Annotated in this window: 14 protein-coding genes, 2 tRNA genes and 1 riboswitch; of the genes, 11 read left to right on the top strand and 5 right to left on the bottom strand. The window is 43.2% G+C overall.

Features of this window, described 5'->3' with window-relative positions; translation table 11 throughout:
- Nucleotides 1-301 precede the first annotated feature (301 nt).
- Entirely contained in the window at nucleotides 302-1,633 is a 1,332-nt protein-coding gene (locus tag AAW31_RS05785; protein ID WP_046848944.1) for an IS110 family RNA-guided transposase, read from the top strand.
- A 79-nt stretch (nucleotides 1,634-1,712) separates the two neighbouring features.
- Here AAW31_RS05785 and yhbY read toward each other — a convergent pair whose 3' ends face one another.
- The gene (gene yhbY / locus AAW31_RS05780; RefSeq protein ID WP_046849518.1) at nucleotides 1,713-2,006 is read right to left on the bottom strand and encodes a ribosome assembly RNA-binding protein YhbY; all 294 of its coding nucleotides are present in this window, start codon (nucleotides 2,004-2,006) and stop codon (nucleotides 1,713-1,715) included.
- Between the two features lie 37 nt (nucleotides 2,007-2,043).
- On the opposite strand from yhbY, the gene AAW31_RS05775 reads away from it, so the two are divergent.
- The 5 genes from AAW31_RS05775 to cysG all read left to right on the top strand — a co-directional run bounded on the left by AAW31_RS05775 (nucleotide 2,044) and on the right by cysG (nucleotide 8,983).
- Entirely contained in the window at nucleotides 2,044-2,664 is a 621-nt protein-coding gene (locus AAW31_RS05775; protein ID WP_046849517.1) for an RlmE family RNA methyltransferase, read from the top strand.
- 157 nt (nucleotides 2,665-2,821) lie between these two features.
- Entirely contained in the window at nucleotides 2,822-4,726 is a 1,905-nt protein-coding gene (ftsH, locus tag AAW31_RS05770; RefSeq protein WP_046849516.1) for an ATP-dependent zinc metalloprotease FtsH, read from the top strand.
- 124 nt (nucleotides 4,727-4,850) lie between these two features.
- The gene (gene folP / locus AAW31_RS05765; RefSeq protein ID WP_046849515.1) at nucleotides 4,851-5,678 is read left to right on the top strand and encodes a dihydropteroate synthase; all 828 of its coding nucleotides are present in this window, start codon (nucleotides 4,851-4,853) and stop codon (nucleotides 5,676-5,678) included.
- Nucleotides 5,679-5,714: 36 nt separating this feature from the next.
- On the top strand, nucleotides 5,715-7,079 hold the full coding sequence (gene glmM / locus AAW31_RS05760; RefSeq protein WP_046849514.1) for a phosphoglucosamine mutase: 1,365 nt from the start codon (nucleotides 5,715-5,717) through the stop codon (nucleotides 7,077-7,079).
- A gap of 500 nt (nucleotides 7,080-7,579) precedes the next feature.
- The gene (cysG, locus tag AAW31_RS05755) at nucleotides 7,580-8,983 is read left to right on the top strand and encodes a siroheme synthase CysG (protein ID WP_046849513.1); all 1,404 of its coding nucleotides are present in this window, start codon (nucleotides 7,580-7,582) and stop codon (nucleotides 8,981-8,983) included.
- 58 nt (nucleotides 8,984-9,041) lie between these two features.
- Here cysG and sbcB read toward each other — a convergent pair whose 3' ends face one another.
- The 4 genes from sbcB to metK all read right to left on the bottom strand — a co-directional run bounded on the left by sbcB (nucleotide 9,042) and on the right by metK (nucleotide 14,409).
- On the bottom strand, nucleotides 9,042-10,490 hold the full coding sequence (sbcB, locus tag AAW31_RS05750; RefSeq protein WP_046849512.1) for an exodeoxyribonuclease I: 1,449 nt from the start codon (nucleotides 10,488-10,490) through the stop codon (nucleotides 9,042-9,044).
- Nucleotides 10,491-10,608: 118 nt separating this feature from the next.
- Nucleotides 10,609-11,454 carry a methylenetetrahydrofolate reductase [NAD(P)H] gene (metF, locus tag AAW31_RS05745; RefSeq protein ID WP_046849511.1) on the bottom strand — a complete coding sequence of 282 codons (846 nt, stop codon included), beginning with the start codon at nucleotides 11,452-11,454 and terminating at the stop codon, nucleotides 10,609-10,611.
- A gap of 165 nt (nucleotides 11,455-11,619) precedes the next feature.
- Nucleotides 11,620-13,071, bottom strand: a complete 1,452-nt coding sequence (gene ahcY / locus AAW31_RS05740; protein ID WP_046849510.1) for an adenosylhomocysteinase — start codon at nucleotides 13,069-13,071, stop codon at nucleotides 11,620-11,622.
- Between the two features lie 16 nt (nucleotides 13,072-13,087).
- Nucleotides 13,088-13,167, bottom strand: a riboswitch (S-adenosyl-L-homocysteine riboswitch).
- A gap of 78 nt (nucleotides 13,168-13,245) precedes the next feature.
- Nucleotides 13,246-14,409: a methionine adenosyltransferase gene (gene metK, locus AAW31_RS05735; RefSeq protein WP_046849509.1), complete on the bottom strand. Its 1,164-nt coding sequence runs from the start codon at nucleotides 14,407-14,409 to the stop codon at nucleotides 13,246-13,248.
- Between the two features lie 396 nt (nucleotides 14,410-14,805).
- Here metK and gltX point away from each other — a divergent pair, with 396 nt between their 5' ends.
- The 5 genes from gltX (at nucleotide 14,806) to AAW31_RS05710 (ending at nucleotide 18,419) form a co-directional block, all read left to right on the top strand.
- Nucleotides 14,806-16,197 carry a glutamate--tRNA ligase gene (gene gltX / locus AAW31_RS05730; protein ID WP_046849508.1) on the top strand — a complete coding sequence of 464 codons (1,392 nt, stop codon included), beginning with the start codon at nucleotides 14,806-14,808 and terminating at the stop codon, nucleotides 16,195-16,197.
- Nucleotides 16,198-16,250: 53 nt separating this feature from the next.
- A tRNA-Ala gene (locus tag AAW31_RS05725) sits at nucleotides 16,251-16,326 on the top strand.
- A 33-nt stretch (nucleotides 16,327-16,359) separates the two neighbouring features.
- Nucleotides 16,360-16,435 (top strand) — tRNA-Glu (locus AAW31_RS05720).
- Nucleotides 16,436-16,639: 204 nt separating this feature from the next.
- Nucleotides 16,640-17,659 (top strand): biotin--[acetyl-CoA-carboxylase] ligase, encoded by a 1,020-nt coding sequence (locus AAW31_RS05715; RefSeq protein ID WP_046849507.1) that lies wholly within the window; start codon nucleotides 16,640-16,642, stop codon nucleotides 17,657-17,659.
- 10 nt (nucleotides 17,660-17,669) lie between these two features.
- Complete coding sequence (locus tag AAW31_RS05710; protein ID WP_046849506.1) at nucleotides 17,670-18,419, top strand: type III pantothenate kinase; 750 nt, start codon at nucleotides 17,670-17,672, stop codon at nucleotides 18,417-18,419.
- Nucleotides 18,420-18,427 lie beyond the last annotated feature (8 nt).

The following is an 18,427-nucleotide window of genomic DNA, read 5'->3' as shown; positions in this document are numbered from 1 at the left end:
GCAGGCAATCCGCGAAGCGGATGCTCGCTATCAAATATGGATTTTTAGCGTAGTAATCCGCTAGAGGCGGCAAGGCGCGCAGAAGAAACAAGCGGCGTCAGAGCTTGAGGAGTAAAGTTGGAATGTCGCGCTGGAGAAGACCGACACATCACTGGTGCTAATCCGCCCGTTTTTTAGCGTGGTCATGGGTCACGTCGGCGACATTGGTGAGTCCGTGGCAACGGACATCCCGTTTGAAAGAGTGAGTACAACGACGTACCTGAACCAGCGCGACATTCCAATAGAGATAATGGAGGATGTCATGGCAAAGTTCAAGCGAAGTAAATTGGAGTTAATCCATCCGAATGCAGCGGGGATTGATATTGGCTCTGCGAGCCATTTTGTGGCGGTACCGCCGGATCGAGATAACAAGCCGGTAAGGGAATTCAAGAGTTTCACCGCAGACCTGAATGGTTTAGCGGACTGGTTAGAGGCCTGTGAAATTGACACTGTGGCAATGGAATCGACGGGGGTATACTGGATTCCACTGTATGAACTTTTGGAGTCGCGCGGGCTGACTGTGTATCTAGTAAATGCGCGGCACGTTAGAAATGTTTCTGGCCGGAAGTCGGATGTACTGGACTGCCAATGGTTACAGCAACTGATGAGCTTTGGGTTGTTGTCTGGCGCATTCCGTCCGAAAGATGAGATATGTGCACTACGAGCCATATCTCGTCAACGCGATATGCTGATCCGTTATCAGGCGCGACATGTGCAACATATGCAAAAGGCTCTGGCGCAAATGAACATACAATTGGCGAACGTGATTTCGGATATTGTGGGCGAAACCGGTCAAAAGATCGTTCGTGCCATCATTACTGGTGAGAGAGATGGGCACATCCTGGCGAATCTCAAGAGCAATCGCATCCGGGCTGGCAAAGACGAGATTGAGAAATCGTTAATCGGGAATTGGCGGGAAGAACACCTGTTTGCACTCAAGCAAGCGATGTCACTCTATGACGCCTACAGCGAACGACTCACCGAATGTGACCGGCAGCTTGAAACCATGCTGGCGGCACTTCAGGTGCACAAGGTAGAGATCTGCCAGAAGAAGCGCCGCTCCAATGTCAAGAACGCTCCCAAATTTGATTTGCGTGCCCATCTGATTGGCATGTGTGGGGTTGATTTGACGCGAATTGACGGCATCGAAGTGACGACTGCGATGAAAGTCCTGAGTGAAGTGGGCGCTGACATGAGCAGGTTCAAGAGTGCGAAGCAGTTTGCCTCGTGGCTTGGGTTGTGTCCTGGAACAAAGATATCGGGCGGAAAAGTGCTATCGGGGGCAAGCAAGCGCACAGCGAACCGTGCGGCTCAGGCACTGCGCATGGCGGCAGTTTCATTGAAATCCAGCCAGTCTGCACTGGGTGCCTATTACAGAAGATTATGTGGCAGACTCGACAAGGCAAAGGCAATCACAGCGACAGCACACAAACTGGCGCGCTTGATCTACACGATGCTAACGAAAGGAACCGAGTACGTCGATAAAGGGCAGGAGTACTATGAGGAGCGATATCGTCAACGCGTGTTGCATCATCTGACTGTTCGCGCTCGGAAGCTGGGGTTTAATCTTACCCCTGTTCCTGAGGCTACTTAATATTTGCTGTAAAACCATTGTGTTACATTTGTTTCTTGAAAGATGCCTTTGTGATTAAGGTAATTTTTTGAGACAAGGCTTAGCAGGCAGGTTCCTTTCCTTCGGTTTCTGGACGATAAATTACTAGAATTTTGCCGATATGATTGACCGGAAAGGCTTCCAATTGCTGGCAGATTTCTTCTAGCAACAAGGCTCTCGCTTTCCTATCTCCATTCAATATTTTAATTTTGATGAGTTCGTGGTTTGAAAGCCCTTTATCGAGTTCGCTCATTACGCCTGCTGATAGACCGTCTTTACCTATCATCACGATTGGGTTAATGTGATGAGCTCGCGCAGCAAGCGATCGGCGTTGGGAGCTATTAAGTTTCAACATAGAATAAATTTTTCCTAAAATTATATTTTACTACTTGATGAAGTCTGCTAAAACTAGTAAAGCATGGATGAAAGAACATGTTAATGACTTTTTTGTTAAACAAGCAAGAAAAGAAGGTTACCGCTCAAGAGCAGCCTATAAATTAAAAGAAATAGCTGAGCGAGATCAACTTTTTAAACCTGGAATGACGGTTATAGATTTAGGAGCAGCACCTGGTGGCTGGTCACAAGTAGCCATTGAAAAAATAGGAAAAAATGGGAAAGTTTTTGCGCTGGATATACTCGAGATGCCTTCCTTGAGAGGTGTTACTTTTATTCAGGGTGATTTCAGCGAAGAAGCGATTCTGAGAGAATTTAAAACTTGTCTTGGAAATTGTTCGATAGATCTTGTGATTTCAGATATGTCACCCAATATAGCTGGTATTGGAGTCAGTGACCATGCACGTAGTTCTTATCTTGCTGAATTGGCATTGGTGTTCTCCAGGGAACAATTGAACCCTGGTGGCAATTTTCTTGTCAAATTTTTTCAAGGGAGTAATTTCGATCAATATCTGAAGGATATGCGAGCAAGCTTTAAAAAGGTGGTTGTTCGTAAACCCAAGGCGTCACGAGATCGAAGTAGCGAACTATATTTATTAGGGTTAGAAAAAATCTGTTAGACTGAATATACGTTTTGTTAATTAAATGGCGGATATTAAATTTTATTCAATCAGATATTTTCAAATAACCGGTTTTGTCACAAATATTACAAAATAGGATTAGAATGAGAAACTTAATATTCTGGTACATTATTAAGCTGCAAACCAAGGAGCTGTCATGAATAATTTAATTAAAAATATGGCTATTTGGCTGGTGATTGCGTTGGTGCTAATGACCGTATTCAATCAATTCACTGTACGTCAATCATTACAGGCGCCGCTGGAGTACTCTCAGTTCATCAATGAAATGAATCAAGGCAGGATTGCGAAAGTGATTATTGATGGGCGCACACTTAAAGGTACTAAATCAGATGGTCGGCAATTTATAACTTATGCCCCGTCAGATCCGTGGTTAGTCAGTGACCTGCTCAGAGCAGGGGTGATCGTCGAAGCTAAGCCAGAAGAGGAGCCCTCTATGCTCATGAGTATTTTTGTTTCATGGTTCCCTATGCTATTGCTGATTGCAGTATGGATTTTCTTCATGCGTCAAATGCAAGGCGGTGGGCGAAGTGGCGGAGCATTTTCTTTTGGTAAAAGTAAAGCCAGGATGTTGGACAAAAATAGTAATCATGTGACCTTTGCAGATGTTGCAGGTTGCGAAGAAGCAAAAGAAGAAGTAGCCGAATTGGTCGAATTTCTGAGGGATCCTACAAAATTCCAAAAATTAGGTGGGCGTATCCCGCGAGGTGTGCTCATGGTAGGTAATCCAGGAACTGGAAAAACACTATTAGCTCGGGCTATAGCAGGAGAAGCGAAAGTTCCTTTTTTCAGTATTTCGGGTTCTGATTTTGTCGAGATGTTCGTGGGTGTTGGTGCATCCAGGGTAAGAGACATGTTTGAGCAGGCTAAGAAGCATGCACCCTGCATTATTTTTATTGATGAGATTGATGCAGTTGGTCGGCAACGCGGCGCTGGTCTAGGGGGTGGTAATGATGAACGTGAGCAAACACTGAATCAATTGCTGGTAGAGATGGATGGTTTTGAAGGCAATATGGGTGTAATCGTGATTGCAGCAACCAATCGTCCTGATGTGCTTGATCCCGCTTTATTGCGTCCAGGTCGTTTTGATCGGCAAGTTACTGTGCCACTTCCTGATATTCGAGGTCGTGAGCAAATTCTTCAGGTTCATATGAGAAAGGTGCCCATCTCTCCGAATGTTCATGCGGATGTAATTGCAAGGGGAACCCCTGGTATGTCAGGTGCAGATCTTGCCAATCTGGTTAACGAAGCAGCATTGTTTGCGGCACGGGCTAACAAACGTTTAGTGGATATGGAGGATTTTGAACGCGCAAAAGATAAGATCCTCATGGGTACTGAGCGACGCTCGGTCGTAATGCCTGAAAATGAGCGTCGTAATACTGCTTATCATGAATCGGGGCATGCTGTGGTTGCTTATCTTTTACCAAAAACTGATCCAGTGCACAAAGTTTCAATCATTCCTCGTGGACGAGCACTGGGTGTGACGATGCAGTTACCAGCGGAGGATAGATATAGTATGGATCGTGACCAGATTCTACAAACTATCGCGGTCATGTTTGGTGGGCGTATCGCAGAAGAGATATTTATGAATCAAATGACGACAGGTGCTTCCAACGACTTTGAGCGTGCCACTGAAACGGCTAGAAGAATGGTAACTCAATGGGGTATGTCAGATACACTGGGACCGATGGTTTACGGTGAAAATGAAAGCGAAGTATTCCTTGGGCGATCGGTAACTACTCATAAAAATGTAAGTGAAGCAACTATGCAGAAAGTTGATATGGAAATTCGTCGTATCGTTGATGAACAGTATGCGCTTGCTCGTAAACTTATAGAAGAGAATAGGGATAAAGTAGAAGCTATGACTAAAGCCCTGCTTGAGTGGGAAACGATCGATAGCGAGCAAATCAAAGATATTATGGATGGACGGCCACCACGGCCACCTCAATCACCACAATCTCCAGCTTCAGTTAAGGAGAAAGAAAGTAAGCAACCGGCAGGAACGGTTGCAACTGAAACACCGGCACAAGAAGCTGAAGTGTAACCCATAATAGTTTTTCCCGATTCAATATGGCCTGCGTATTAATTGATACGCAGGCCATATTTTTATCAACATGGTATATTTCTGTTGATATTTTGCTAGGTTGCCCAGTTTTGTTATTTTTATAATGAGCCAATTGCAACAACTAAAACTGATTGATGGCCCATATATAATGGGGATTATCAATGTAACATCTGATTCTTTTTCTGATCACGGTCTCTACGCAACAACAGATAAGGCTCTTGAGCTTGCTGAGCGCTTAATTAAAGAAGGCGCAGATATATTAGATATTGGAGGAGAATCAACGCGACCTGGAAGTTTAGGCACTACTCTTGAAGAAGAACTACGCCGAGTAATACCTGTAGTAGAGATTCTATCTCAAAAAAATATTCCCATCTCTGTCGATACCTCTAAGCCTGAAGTCATGCAAGCTGCAATAAGCGCGGGTGCTTCCATAATAAATGATGTGAATGCCTTGCAAGCACCAGGTGCAATCGAAATTGCTGCAAGAAGCAAGGCAACTATCTGTTTAATGCATATGCAGGGTAACCCAAGAAGTATGCAAAACAGCCCTCATTATGTTGATGTGGTTTCTGAAGTTAAAAGCTTTCTCCAGCATCGTATTGATATTGCAATTTCAAGTGGTATTCCATACCATCGTCTCATCATAGATCCTGGGTTTGGTTTTGGTAAAACGCTCAAACATAATCTTGAGCTACTCAGGCATCTTGATCAATTTGTGCAGATAAATGTACCTGTCTTGGTAGGACTTTCGCGAAAATCTATGTTGGGAACGATTACAGGAAATAATGTGGATAACCGAGTTCATGCTAGCGTGGCAGCAGCCTTGTTTGCTGTGACCAAAGGGGCCAAAATTCTACGTGTACATGATGTTAAGGCTACAAAAGACGCTATTATGATTCATAATGCATTAGTTAATGAAGAGTATTGCTAATAATTAATCTCAAACTTCAAGGAGTTAATTCACAAAATGGATAAGAAGTACTTTGGTACCGATGGGATTCGGGGAAGAGTCGGTGAATTCCCCATTACGCCTGAATTTATCATGCACCTTGGTTATTCAGCTGGAAGAATAATAGCGACCACTGATTGGCACCTTGCAAAAGGAGAACGACCTACAGTTTTAATAGGAAAAGACACCCGGGTATCAGGCTATATGCTTGAATCTGCTCTAGAAGCAGGGTTCTCTGCTGCTGGGGTCGATGTGTTATTATCCGGACCATTACCTACTTCTGCTATTGCTTATCTAACTCGAGCTCTTCGTTTACAAGCTGGAATTGTTATTTCGGCATCACATAATCCCTTTGAAGACAATGGCTTCAAGTTTTTTTCATCAGGAGGGACCAAACTGCCGGATGACATAGAAATTGAAATTGAGGCGGGATTAAATAACCCAATTCAAACCATGCCTTCAGCAGGGCTTGGGAAAGTGCAGCGTCTTAAAGATGCAACAGGCCGTTATATCGAGTTTTGTAAAGGTACTTTTCCTTATGATCTTGACCTTCGTGGTTTGCGTATCGTGGTTGATTGTGCTCACGGTGCTACCTATCATATTGCTGGGCACGTGATGCTCGAGCTAGGAGCAGATGTCATCACGATTTGTGCGAAACCAGATGGTTTCAATATCAATCATGAATGCGGAGCGACACATATTGCAGCGTTACAGAATGCAGTTATACAACATGAAGCTGACCTTGGTATTGCACTGGATGGGGATGGTGATCGCGCCTTAATGGTCGATAAAGAGGGAATTGTCTATGATGGAGATATGTTGCTCTATATTATTGCTAAACATCGTAAGCAAAAAAATATTCTGAAAGGGGGGGTGGTCGGCACATTGATGACCAACCTTGCTATTGAGAAAGCTTTTGGGGAGCTTAATATTCCTTTTAAGAGAGCACGCGTTGGGGATCGTCATGTGCTTGAATTACTGATAAAGAATAACTGGCAATTAGGTGGAGAAGGATCCGGGCATATTCTATGTCTCGACAGGCATACGACTGGTGATGGCATCATTACTGCGCTGCAAGTTTTGTATGCATTACGTGATACTTCTTTGACATTGGCGGAGTTTACGCAAGATATGGTACTATTTCCGCAACGATTGATTAATGTGAATGTTCCCAAAGGCTTCGATTTCCGTAATGACTTAACGATTAACTCATCTACACAGCAGGCAGAAAGTGATCTTGGAAACGATGGAAGAATATTGCTGCGTGCATCTGGGACTGAACCACTGATCAGAGTAATGGTGGAAGGCAGGATGAAGCAGAAAGTTGATCATTGGGCAGAACAGATTGCTACTGCGGTTCAGCATGCTGCTAATTTACAATAGAAGAGAGCTGCAATAGTGAAGAATCTTACCTCAGCACCTATATTCAGTAATGCTGAATATTTTATAAAGAATTTATTATTAAACTAATATGAAGGACTTGCTGATTGATGACCAATAAATTGCAGTTTTTGATCACCATAAGTATGATTGGCTAATAAATCAATTGGTTATTCAATCAGCAATAGTTTGCCATTATTCTATACCTTATTTATAAATTATTTTCCTGTTTAAGCTTTATAACGCTATCTCAATAATCTGCAGATCTGATTTGGGGTAAAGAGATTCGCTTTTAAATCAGTTATTTTCAAAATTATCATTTTTGTTATAGTGCCAACTCCAGTTTTGATTTGCAAATGGAATAACTCTTTGAGTATATTGTTAATTAATCTATCGCTATTAAATCTGTTTATCAGAGGAAATTAAAGTTCAAGAAATTTTAATATACGAAATATGAGCACGTTATAACAAGCAATAATCAAAATGAAAAATTCCTCAGTTCTATGGATTTTCTACCCATTTTTCTTAATATTAAAGACCGTAACTGCCTCGTCGTAGGTGGGGGAGAGGTTGCAGCCAGGAAGACGATATTATTATTGAAAGCGGGGGCACAAGTCAGAGTCGTATCGCCACATCTTAATGATGAACTAAATAATCTTCTCCAACGAGGCAGCATTATTTATCATGCAGAAACTTTTGACCCCGTGCAGCTGAAAGATGTGGTGCTGGTGTTTGCTGCAACGAATGAACGCTCAATCAATCAATATGTTTCTGAAGCCGCGAATGGACTGGGTATACCAGTTAATATCGCTGATAATCCCGCATTGTGTTCATTTATCATGCCATCGATACTCAATCGTTCACCTATTCTCATCGCCATTTCTAGTGGGGGAACATCACCAGTACTAGCAAGGTTGTTACGCGCACAGCTGGAAACTTTGATACCAGAAGCTTATGGCCGTTTGGCTTATTATGCTGGTAAATTCCGTGAGCATGTCAAGCACCGTTTCAGTTCTCCCAAGAAGCGTCGCTTATTCTGGGAAAAAGTGTTACAAGGTCCATTTGCTGAAATGGTTTTTTCGGGAAAAAATCGGGAGGCAGAAGCATTTTTATTAAGTTCTCTTGAGCACGAAACAAACGAACCACTTTGGGGAGAAGTCTATTTGGTAGGTGCCGGGCCAGGTAATTCTGATTTACTGACTTTTCGTGCCATGCGCTTGATGCAGCAAGCTGATGTTGTCGTATACGACCGCTTAGTATCTCCAGCCATACTCGATATGGTAAGACGCGACGCAACGCGTATCTATGCGGGGAAGGAGCGCAATCAGCATACCTTGCCACAAGAATCAATCAACCATTTATTGGTAAGACTAGCCAAAGAAGGAAAGCGAGTGCTTCGACTAAAAGGAGGCGATCCTTTTATTTTTGGCCGAGGTGGCGAAGAAATTGAAACATTATCCCAGCATCACATTCCTTTCCAGGTGGTACCAGGGATTACAGCAGCATCAGGTGTGGCTTCCTATGCGGGTATTCCGCTTACCCATCGCGATTATGCTCAATCCTGCATTTTCGTTACAGGCCATCTCAAAAACAATACCATCAATTTGGATTGGCAGGTGTTAGCCAGACCACAGCAGACTATCGTAATTTATATGGGGTTGCTTGGATTACCTGTATTGTGCAAGCAGCTTATTGCGCATGGTCTTCCAGCATCAACCCCTGCAGCCATTGTACAGCAGGGAACTACTTATAAACAGCGTGTCGTGATTGGTTCACTCGAAACATTACCTGCTCTTGCTTCGGCCGCTAACTTGGTGCCTCCAACGCTCATTATTGTCGGGGAAGTGGTCAGATTACATCAAAAACTAGCCTGGTTTGAACCTGTATGTGATTCTGTTGGAGAATGATGTGAGGAGTGGGCAATTCTAAGGAATGTGAATTCACTAGGGAAGTTATTCTTTTATATCAAAAATCCCAAGGTATGTTATTTGCTGTAGCTAATTCTCTACCCCATGTTTCAATGGCGTTCAATATTTGCACAATATGAGCATTTTCTTTATGAGCGTCACGTAATGCCTTAATTTTATCAGCGAATTTAGTTAAAATCATGCTATTATCGCAGTTTTTCTCCATAAGATGCTGACGGCATAGATTTCTCCATCGCTGCAATTCATTTGCCGATAAAGTATCTGGCCAATTACGTGCACGATATCGAAACAATAATTCATGAAGTCGCTTATCCTGGAACTCAAAATGATGATGCGTAAGCTGCCGGGGTGAAGCATTACGCACTGCTGACATGAGGATGCGATCATTCTCACTGAAAAAATTGTCATAAAGCGCCAGATCGACATCTTTAGATGCTTCAAATTCCATACTGGAATAGGCCTGCGCTACCCGCTGCATAAATGCGGTATTTTTATGCAACAATTGCCAATGTTGCTGGCAAGCTTCTATATTAAGGTTAATTCGGGAGATAATGGATTTATCAAGCACATTCTGAGGAGCAAGTGCAGGACACTTGTTAATCTTTACTGATTTTACCGGCAAGCGTGGCATTTCCTCAGGTAATGTGGATTGCGGTGTAAACAAGCACGTTGCCAGTTCCTCGACACTTAATTCCATAAAAGGGGACGGATTATGGCGCAGATCATAAACCAAAATACTGTTCCCGTTTCCCTGCTCTTGAATCATGGGCATCACTACTGTAGTGCAGCCAGTTTCTGAGGGATACATACGAGAAGTATGGATAACCGGGGTATGATTGATTAAATCCAATAATAAAGCGGCATTATGCTTGTTGCGAAGTCGAAAAAACCAGCTATAAAGACGCGGTTGTCTATCATGTAACAAACGCGCCAGCTTGATCGTTGCTTTAACATCTGATAGTGCATCATGGGCAGCATCATGATGAATATTATTGGCTGTTGTGAGATGCTCAAGACGAAAGCTGGGTCTGCCATCATGCCTGGGCCATATAATACCTTCCGGCCTGAGCGCATAAGTCATACGCACCAAATCGATGAGATCCCAGCGCGAGTTCCCTTGTTGCCATTCACGCCCATAAGGATCATAAAAATTCCGATAGAGGGTAAAGCGCGTCACTTCATCATCAAAGCGCAATGTATTGTAGCCAACACCACAGGTCTTGGGCTGTGCCAGTTCGTTATGAATTCTTGCAATAAATTCTGGCTCAGGGAGACCCTGGTTATCGGCTATTTGCGGCGTAATGCCAGTCAGTAAACAGGCATCGGGTTGAGGCAAAATATCTTTGGGTGGTTTGCAATAGATAACGAGTGGATCGCCAATTTCATTCAGTGCTTCATCAGTCCTTAAACCGGCAAACTGAGCTGGACGGTCCCATCTGGGATCCGAGCCGAAGGTCTCATAATCATGCCAATATAATGTTGTCATTGCGTGTTATAGAATAATATTCAACTCGCGTGCTATATTAATTCTTTCTGCCTATAACTTCCTTCAACTTATGGATATGGCCGAATTAAGAAGATTCCGGTGAAGAGCAGCGATAATGCTATAAACCAAGGCGTTGCCAAATTTTTGTTGTCAGGAAAGCTGAGTTAAGCGTGTAAAAATGGAGTCCCGGCGCACCTGCTTTAAGTAATCGCTCACATAAATCGGTTACCACGTCTAGCCCAAAAGCATGGATAGACGCAATATCATCCCCATACCCTTCCAGTTTTTTTCTGATCCAGCGCGGAATTTCAGTACCACAATTATCTGCAAACCTAACCAGTTGAGAAAATTTGTTAATAGGCATAATACCAGGGACAATCGGCACATTCAGATTGGCTGTCTCGCACATATCAACAAAATGAAAATAAGCATCTGCATTATAAAAGAACTGCGTAATTGCAGAGTCTGCGCCGGCTTCTATTTTATTTCTAAAATTCCTGAAATCTTCTTGAGCAGATCGGGACTGTGGATGATATTCTGGATAAGCTGCCACATCCATCTCGAAGGTATTACCAAATTCTTTGCGAATGAAGGTTACCAATTCATTGGCATAACGGAATTCACCCGGTTGAGCCATTCCAGAAGGTAAATCTCCACGCAGAGCCACGATGTGGCGAATGCCGCTTTCCTGGTACTTTCTCAAGATTGAATAAATATTTTCACGAGTAGAACCGATACAGGAAAGGTGTGGCGCAACAGGATGACCTTCTGCCAGCATTTCTGATACTGTATCAAATGTCCGATCGCGAGTGGACCCTCCTGCACCGAAGGTGACCGAGAAAAACTTTGGCTTAAACTGGGAGAGCTGATGGCGCGCAGCGCGTAATTTCTCTACCCCTTCTGGAGTTTGTGGAGGAAAAAGTTCAAAGCTAAAAGTGGGCGAAAAAGCTTTCTGTGATTTCAACTTATTGTATCTGTGATCATTACTAAATTAAGGGGGTAATCTTACTAAGATATTAAAATGGATGATTGCCCCCTCTATTGGAAACCATGCTTAACCTGAAAGTAGTTTTTTAGATTTAAGCAAGCATCTTATTATATTTAAACTGCTCGTGCTTTTAATCCGTGATTAATAACGATATGCTTCTGGTTTGAAAGGTCCCTTTTTGTCCAGGTTAAGGTATTGCGCTTGTTCGCTGGTTAGTTCGGTCAGTTTTGCACCCAGCTTGCCAAGGTGTAGGCGCGCTACTCTTTCATCCAGATGCTTAGGAAGTACATACACTTTTTTCTGATAACTTTCTCCATTTTGCCAAAGCTCAATTTGCGCCAATACCTGGTTGGTAAAGGAGCTGGACATGACGAAGGAAGGATGACCCGTTGCACAGCCCAGGTTGACTAACCTACCTTGTGCCAATACAATGATCCGACGACCTGTCGGGAAAATGACATGATCAACCTGCGGTTTGATATTTTCCCATTGATATTGCTGAATTGAAGCAATATCGATTTCAGAATCAAAATGTCCAATGTTACAAATAATAGCCTGGTCTTTCATTTTCAGCATATGATCATGACCAATCACACGAATATTACCCGTTGCCGTCACAAAAATATCCGCCTGATCGCATGCATCCTCCATCGTTACCACACGATAACCTTCCATAGCGGCTTGCAATGCACAGATTGGGTCGATTTCAGTAATCCAGACAGTGGCCCCTAAACCCCGCAGTGATTGTGCGCAGCCTTTGCCCACATCACCATAGCCACATATTACTGCAATTTTCCCGGCAATCATGACGTCGGTGGCACGCTTGATACCGTCCACTAGCGATTCCCGGCAGCCATATAAGTTATCAAATTTTGATTTGGTGACTGAATCGTTAACATTAAACGCGGGGAATGGTAAAGCTTCCCTTTTTTGCATTTCATACAAACGATGGACCCCTGTGGTCGTTTCCTCCGTGACGCCTCTGATGCTGGCAAGCTTTTCAGAATACCAGTTAGGTTGACTGTTAATTCGTGATTTGATCGCTGCAAACAATGCACGCTCTTCTTCGTTGGTGGGATTTGCAATAACAGAAGGTTCTTTCTCGGCTTTACTTCCAAGTGTTAGGAGTAAGGTCGCATCTCCCCCATCATCCAGAATCATATTTGCGTTACCGGTTTTGCCATCTTGCGACCATTCAAAAATACGGTGAGCATATTCCCAGTAATCTTCCAGTGATTCACCTTTATACGCAAAAACCGGGATATTTTTTGCCGCAATGGCTGCTGCTGCATGATCTTGCGTTGAAAAGATATTGCAAGAGGCCCAGCGTACCTCAGCGCCTAAAGTAACAAGTGTTTCAATCAATACTGCTGTCTGAATCGTCATATGTAAAGATCCCGCGATGCGCGCCCCTCTCAGCGGTTTCTGGTCTGCATATTCATGACGCAATGCCATCAAGCCTGGCATTTCGGTTTCAGCAATAGCTATTTCTTTTCTTCCCCACTCTGCCAGGGAAATATCAGCAACTTTGTAATCAGTAAATTGGCTTCGAGAAATATCAGCAATTTTCAAATCAGTAGATTGGCCGTTCATAGTTAACATCTCCAAAAATGAACGAGCGCCGTTAGGTTGCTATCCTCATATACTGAGCCTCACGGATAGATGCCCGTTGCAGCGCTCCTCAGTCTACAGGAAAAATTAAGCTTATACTTAAATAAGGTAGGGGTAATTCTCAGCTAGTCGATTTTATTCTAGAAATGAAATCAATTAAATGCCAGCATCAGCACGAAGCTGGGCAGCCATATCCGTTGCTTCCCAGGTAAAATCCGGATCATCCCGTCCAAAATGACCATAGGCAGCAGTTTTCGTATAAATCGGTCGTAACAGATTAAGTTGATGGATAATGGCTCTTGGACGCAAATCAAAATGTTGTTCTATTAGCTTGGCAAGCTTTTCATCTGAAATTTTCCCGGTACCAAAAGTTTCAACCATCAGAGAGACCGGTCGAGCAACACCAATAGCATACGCGACCTGGACTTCACATTTAGAGGCAAGTCCAGCTGCCACGATATTTTTTGCAACATGACGTACAGCATAAGCAGCGGAACGGTCTACCTTAGAGGGATCTTTACCCGAGAAAGCACCGCCACCATGATGCGCAGCACCACCATAGGTATCGACAATGATCTTGCGGCCTGTTAAACCACAATCACCCATCGGTCCACCGACCACAAAACGTCCTGTCGGATTAATCAGATACCGAGTATTTCCATTCAACATTTCTTTGGGAAGTACTGGCTTAATGATTTCTTCGATAACTGCCTCACTCAGGGCAGCATAAGAAATATCTGGATCATGTTGAGTGGAGATGACAACTGTATCTATCCGCTGCGGCTTACCGCCGATATATTTGACCGATACTTGAGATTTGGCATCAGGCCGCAACCAGGGTAAACGCCCGGTTTTTCTTAATTGTGATTGTCGTTCCATCAAACGATGAGCATAATAAATGGGCATCGGCATTAATTGTGGGGTTTCCGCACATGCGAAACCAAACATTAATCCCTGATCACCTGCACCCTGATCCATTTCTTCTTCTTTACTACGGTTAACGCCTTGTGCAATGTCAGGTGATTGTCTATTAAATGCGGTTAATACAGCACAGGTATTCCAATCAAAACCAATCTCAGAGCTGGTATAACCTATTTTTTTAACGGTTTCACGCGCAATTACATTGTAATCGACTGACGCATGTGTTGTAATTTCACCTGATAGAACAATTAGACCTGTGCTACACATTGTTTCACAGGCGACGCGTGCGTTTGTATCATGACTTAATATAGCATCTAAAACTGCATCTGATATTTGGTCTGCAACCTTGTCAGGGTGTCCTTCAGAAACAGATTCAGAAGTAAAAAGATATTCACTCATGTTATTAGAAATTTTTTTTAAAGTTGCTCAGTATAGCAAATAGTTTGAAATTAAATAAAAGAATAAAGGACGCCTCTAAAAAATCAAAGATCTAAACAAGACAAGGTGAGCACCAAAAATGTTGCCACAGCCTATCACTGATAGGTAAGGAAACATTTTTTGTGAACAACGAAGTATGGTGGCGAAGCGGGGTAAGCAGGCAATCCGCGAAGTGGATGCTCGCAAATATGAATTTTTAGAGGTGCCTCAAAGCAAGATCAGTAAGCTGTATTGATTTCGGTTTTTTTTGTTAAAAATAAAAATATAAGCTAAGAAATATATTCCACCAGAACACTATCTTGCGTAATTGCAAGCATTGTTCTGTTTCTAATTGACATTACTCATCGCATTTTCACAATGGTACGTACACGATTTGCACCTAGCCCTACAGGCTATCTTCATATTGGAGGGGCCAGGACAGCCCTTTTTTCCTGGGCATTTGCCCGTAAACATGGCGGTAAATTTATTTTAAGAATTGAAGATACCGATCTTGAACGCTCAACTCAACTATCAGTGCAAGCCATCCTTGATGGGATGGCATGGTTAGGTCTTGATTATGATGAAGGCCCCTTTTATCAAATGCAGAGATTGGCGCGTTATCATGAAGTGGCTGAACAATTGCTGCAAAACAATCTTGCTTATCGCTGCTACGCCAGCAAAGAGGAGCTGGATTTGTTGCGAGAACAACAACGTGCTGCAGGGTTAAAACCAAGATACGATGGACGTTGGCGGGATGCAAAACAGCCCCCCCCAGCCGAAGTCAAGCCAGTTATCCGCTTTAAGAATCCCACAGAGGGACATGTTGTCTTTGATGATCTGGTCAAGGGTAAAATTGTGGTAGCGAACAGCGAGCTTGATGATCTGGTTCTGCTGAGAAGTGATGGCATCCCGACTTATAATTTTGGTGTGATAGTGGATGATCTGGATATGAACATCAGTCATGTCATTCGTGGTGATGATCATGTCAACAATACACCACGGCAAATTAATATCCTTAAAGCACTGGACGCTCCTATACCTCAGTATGCGCATGTACCCATGATATTAGGAGCAGATGGTGAAAGATTATCTAAACGGCATGGGGCCGTTTCAGTGATGCATTATCATGAAGAAGGCTATTTACCTGAGGCTATGATAAATTATCTTGCACGACTTGGATGGTCTCATGGTGATGAAGAAATATTCAGTACTGATCAGTTGATTGAGTGGTTTGATTTAGCCACAATAAGTCGTTCTCCAGCAAAGTTTAACCCGGAAAAGCTGATGTGGCTGAATCAGCACTATCTTAAAAACAAAGAAGAGGTGCATATAGCCGAATTGATGACGCCGTTTCTTGAGCAAGACGGCTGTCATATCCCAAATCAGCAATATTTATTAAAAGTAATTAATCTGCTGAAAGAAAGAGTCAATACGATTAGCGAACTTGCCGATGCGGCTGTCTATTTTTTTCGCCCACTAGAGCCCTCTTATGACCTCAAAGCGCAGTATTTCAATCCGGAGGCAAAATCCATCCTGCTTTATTTAATCGATAAATTTAACTCGCTTGATTGGAACCGTCAGGCTATCCAGGATGAAATTAAGAAAGCAGCGGCAACATTTAATGTCAAATTACCAAAGGTAGCGATGCCTTTGCGTATAGTGATCACAGGCGAGGCACAAACGCCTTCAATAGATGCCATATTGGAGTTACTCGGCAGAACAGAAACCCTTAAGCGAATAAATCAACAAATATCTTACTTTCCAGATTGATCTTCAACTTTACAATAACCAAGTGTCCCAGTATAATCCTTTCTCCTTCAGTCGGGGGTATAGCTCAGCTGGGAGAGCGCTTGCATGGCATGCAAGAGGTCAGCGGTTCGATCCCGCTTATCTCCACCAGTATCTCTCGCTAGTCGTTGTAAATATATTCTGGTCCCCATCGTCTAGAGGCCTAGGACATCACCCTTTCACGGTGAGTACAGGGGTTCGAATCCCCTTGGGGACGCCACTATATGAAGGTATTCATGGGAATTCCATTTCCAAATCAAAAATGACGCGAAGGCGAGCCGCAGACAGTATCAATCATACGGCAAGGTGAAGCCGACAAAGTCAGTTTTGATCTAGAAATGGAATAAGATTAAACCTTAGCATGAATACCCAATCAAGCAACTACTTCGCTTTCCACTTCACCTGAATAAGAGCGTTCTTGGGAATGCTCGCAAATTTTTACATCGATCTCAATGTGAAATCACTTACATTTGCTATTTTAAGACGATTAAGTGATGGCGAGTTTCATTCAGGAACAGAGCTTTCTCAAATTCTGGGGATGTCACGCTCCAGCATCTCAAATGCTTTGCATGATCTTGATCGATTAGGGCTGGTTATTCACAAAATTCAAGGCCGTGGTTATCGCTGGCTTAATCCCGTGCAATGGCTGAACACAGCCATGATTCAGACGCATCTTGCGGGGGAGTCAGATCGCTTTCATATTCAGGTCATCGACATTACAGAATCTACTAACACTTTATTGCTGCATGAGATCACAAGAAACCATATCATGCATGATGGAAAAATTCATGTCATTGCTGCTGAGTTACAAACTCAGGGACGGGGACGCCGAGGACGGCAATGGTATACAGGCTTAGGAGACAGTCTGACTTTTTCGTTATCGTGGCAGTTCCAGCGAGGGGTCAATTTTCTCTCTGGCTTAAGTTTAGCCATAGGTGTAGCAATTGTTCGAGCATTAATGGTAGTCGGGATCAAGGGTGTGACGCTAAAATGGCCTAACGATCTGCTGTTTGAGTTTATCAAGCTTGGAGGTGTGTTAATTGAGTTGCAGGGTGACATGCTTGGACCGGCTACGGCAGTTATTGGTATCGGAATCAATCTAAGATTGCCTGATCATATTAAAAATAAGATAGACCAAGAGACGACTGATCTCTATTCTATTGTTCAGGAAGTTCCTGATCGCAATAAATTGTTGGCTGTTTTATTGGGAGAATTGGTGGCGACATTAAATATATTTGATCAGAAGGGCTTCTCGCTATTTAAGGATGAATGGATACGTTATCATGCCTTTGAGAATAAACTGATTGAGTTGCATCTACCAAATGGCTCTATACAGTTAGGTATTGCCCGTGGTGTTGCGCCTGATGGATCATTACTGGTAAATACTTTAATGGGCGAGCAAAGCTTCCATGGTGGCGAGATCAGTCTGCGTAAATTAGACTGAAATAAATTCCATGCCTTATCTTCTAGCTATCGATTCGGGTAATACTGCTATCAAGTGGGGGTTACACAATGGTAATGACTGGCATGAGCGCGGAAGCGTTACTCAGAATCAACGTGTATTGCTGAGCCAAATTTGGCGAGATGTGCCGGAGCCATCCGCTATTATTGTTTCCAATGTGGCAGGGCCTTCAGCTGAATCGGCACTGTTAAATTTGTTTGCTATTTGGAAAGCCATCCCGCATTGGATCTCAGCGGCTGCTGATCAATGTGGTGTTAAGAATCGCTACTCAAATCCAGCGCAATTGGGTAGCGACCGCTGGGCAGCTTTGATCGCTGCATGGAGAATGAAACAACAGGGCTGTCTGGTGGTCAATGTAGGGACTGCTATGACAGTCGATACCCTCTCTGATAGAGGAGAGTTTTTGGGTGGAATTATTTTGCCTGGCTTTGAATTAATGAAACAGGTATTAGCACACCACACGGCATTGTTAACTTTAAAAGAAGGTCGCTTTCAAGATTTTCCGGTTAACACGGCAGATGCTATTCACAGCGGAATAGTTCATGCATTGACAGGTACGCTTGACCATATGTATACATTGCTTTCCACTTATCTGGATCGCGATACTATCCACTGTATTATTAGCGGTGGAGGCGCTGCTTTATTGTTACCTTATATTAAAATTCCTACCATGAGTGCGGATAATTTGGTGCTGGAAGGATTAAAGATAATTGCCCAAGAAAAACCTGAAATAGCTTGGTAGAAAATAAG

The sequence above is a fragment of the Nitrosomonas communis genome, from assembly GCF_001007935.1.
Lineage (GTDB): Bacteria > Pseudomonadota > Gammaproteobacteria > Burkholderiales > Nitrosomonadaceae > Nitrosomonas > Nitrosomonas communis.
Note: the sequence above shows the minus strand (reverse complement) of the source record. Positions and strands in the feature narration are given on the sequence as shown.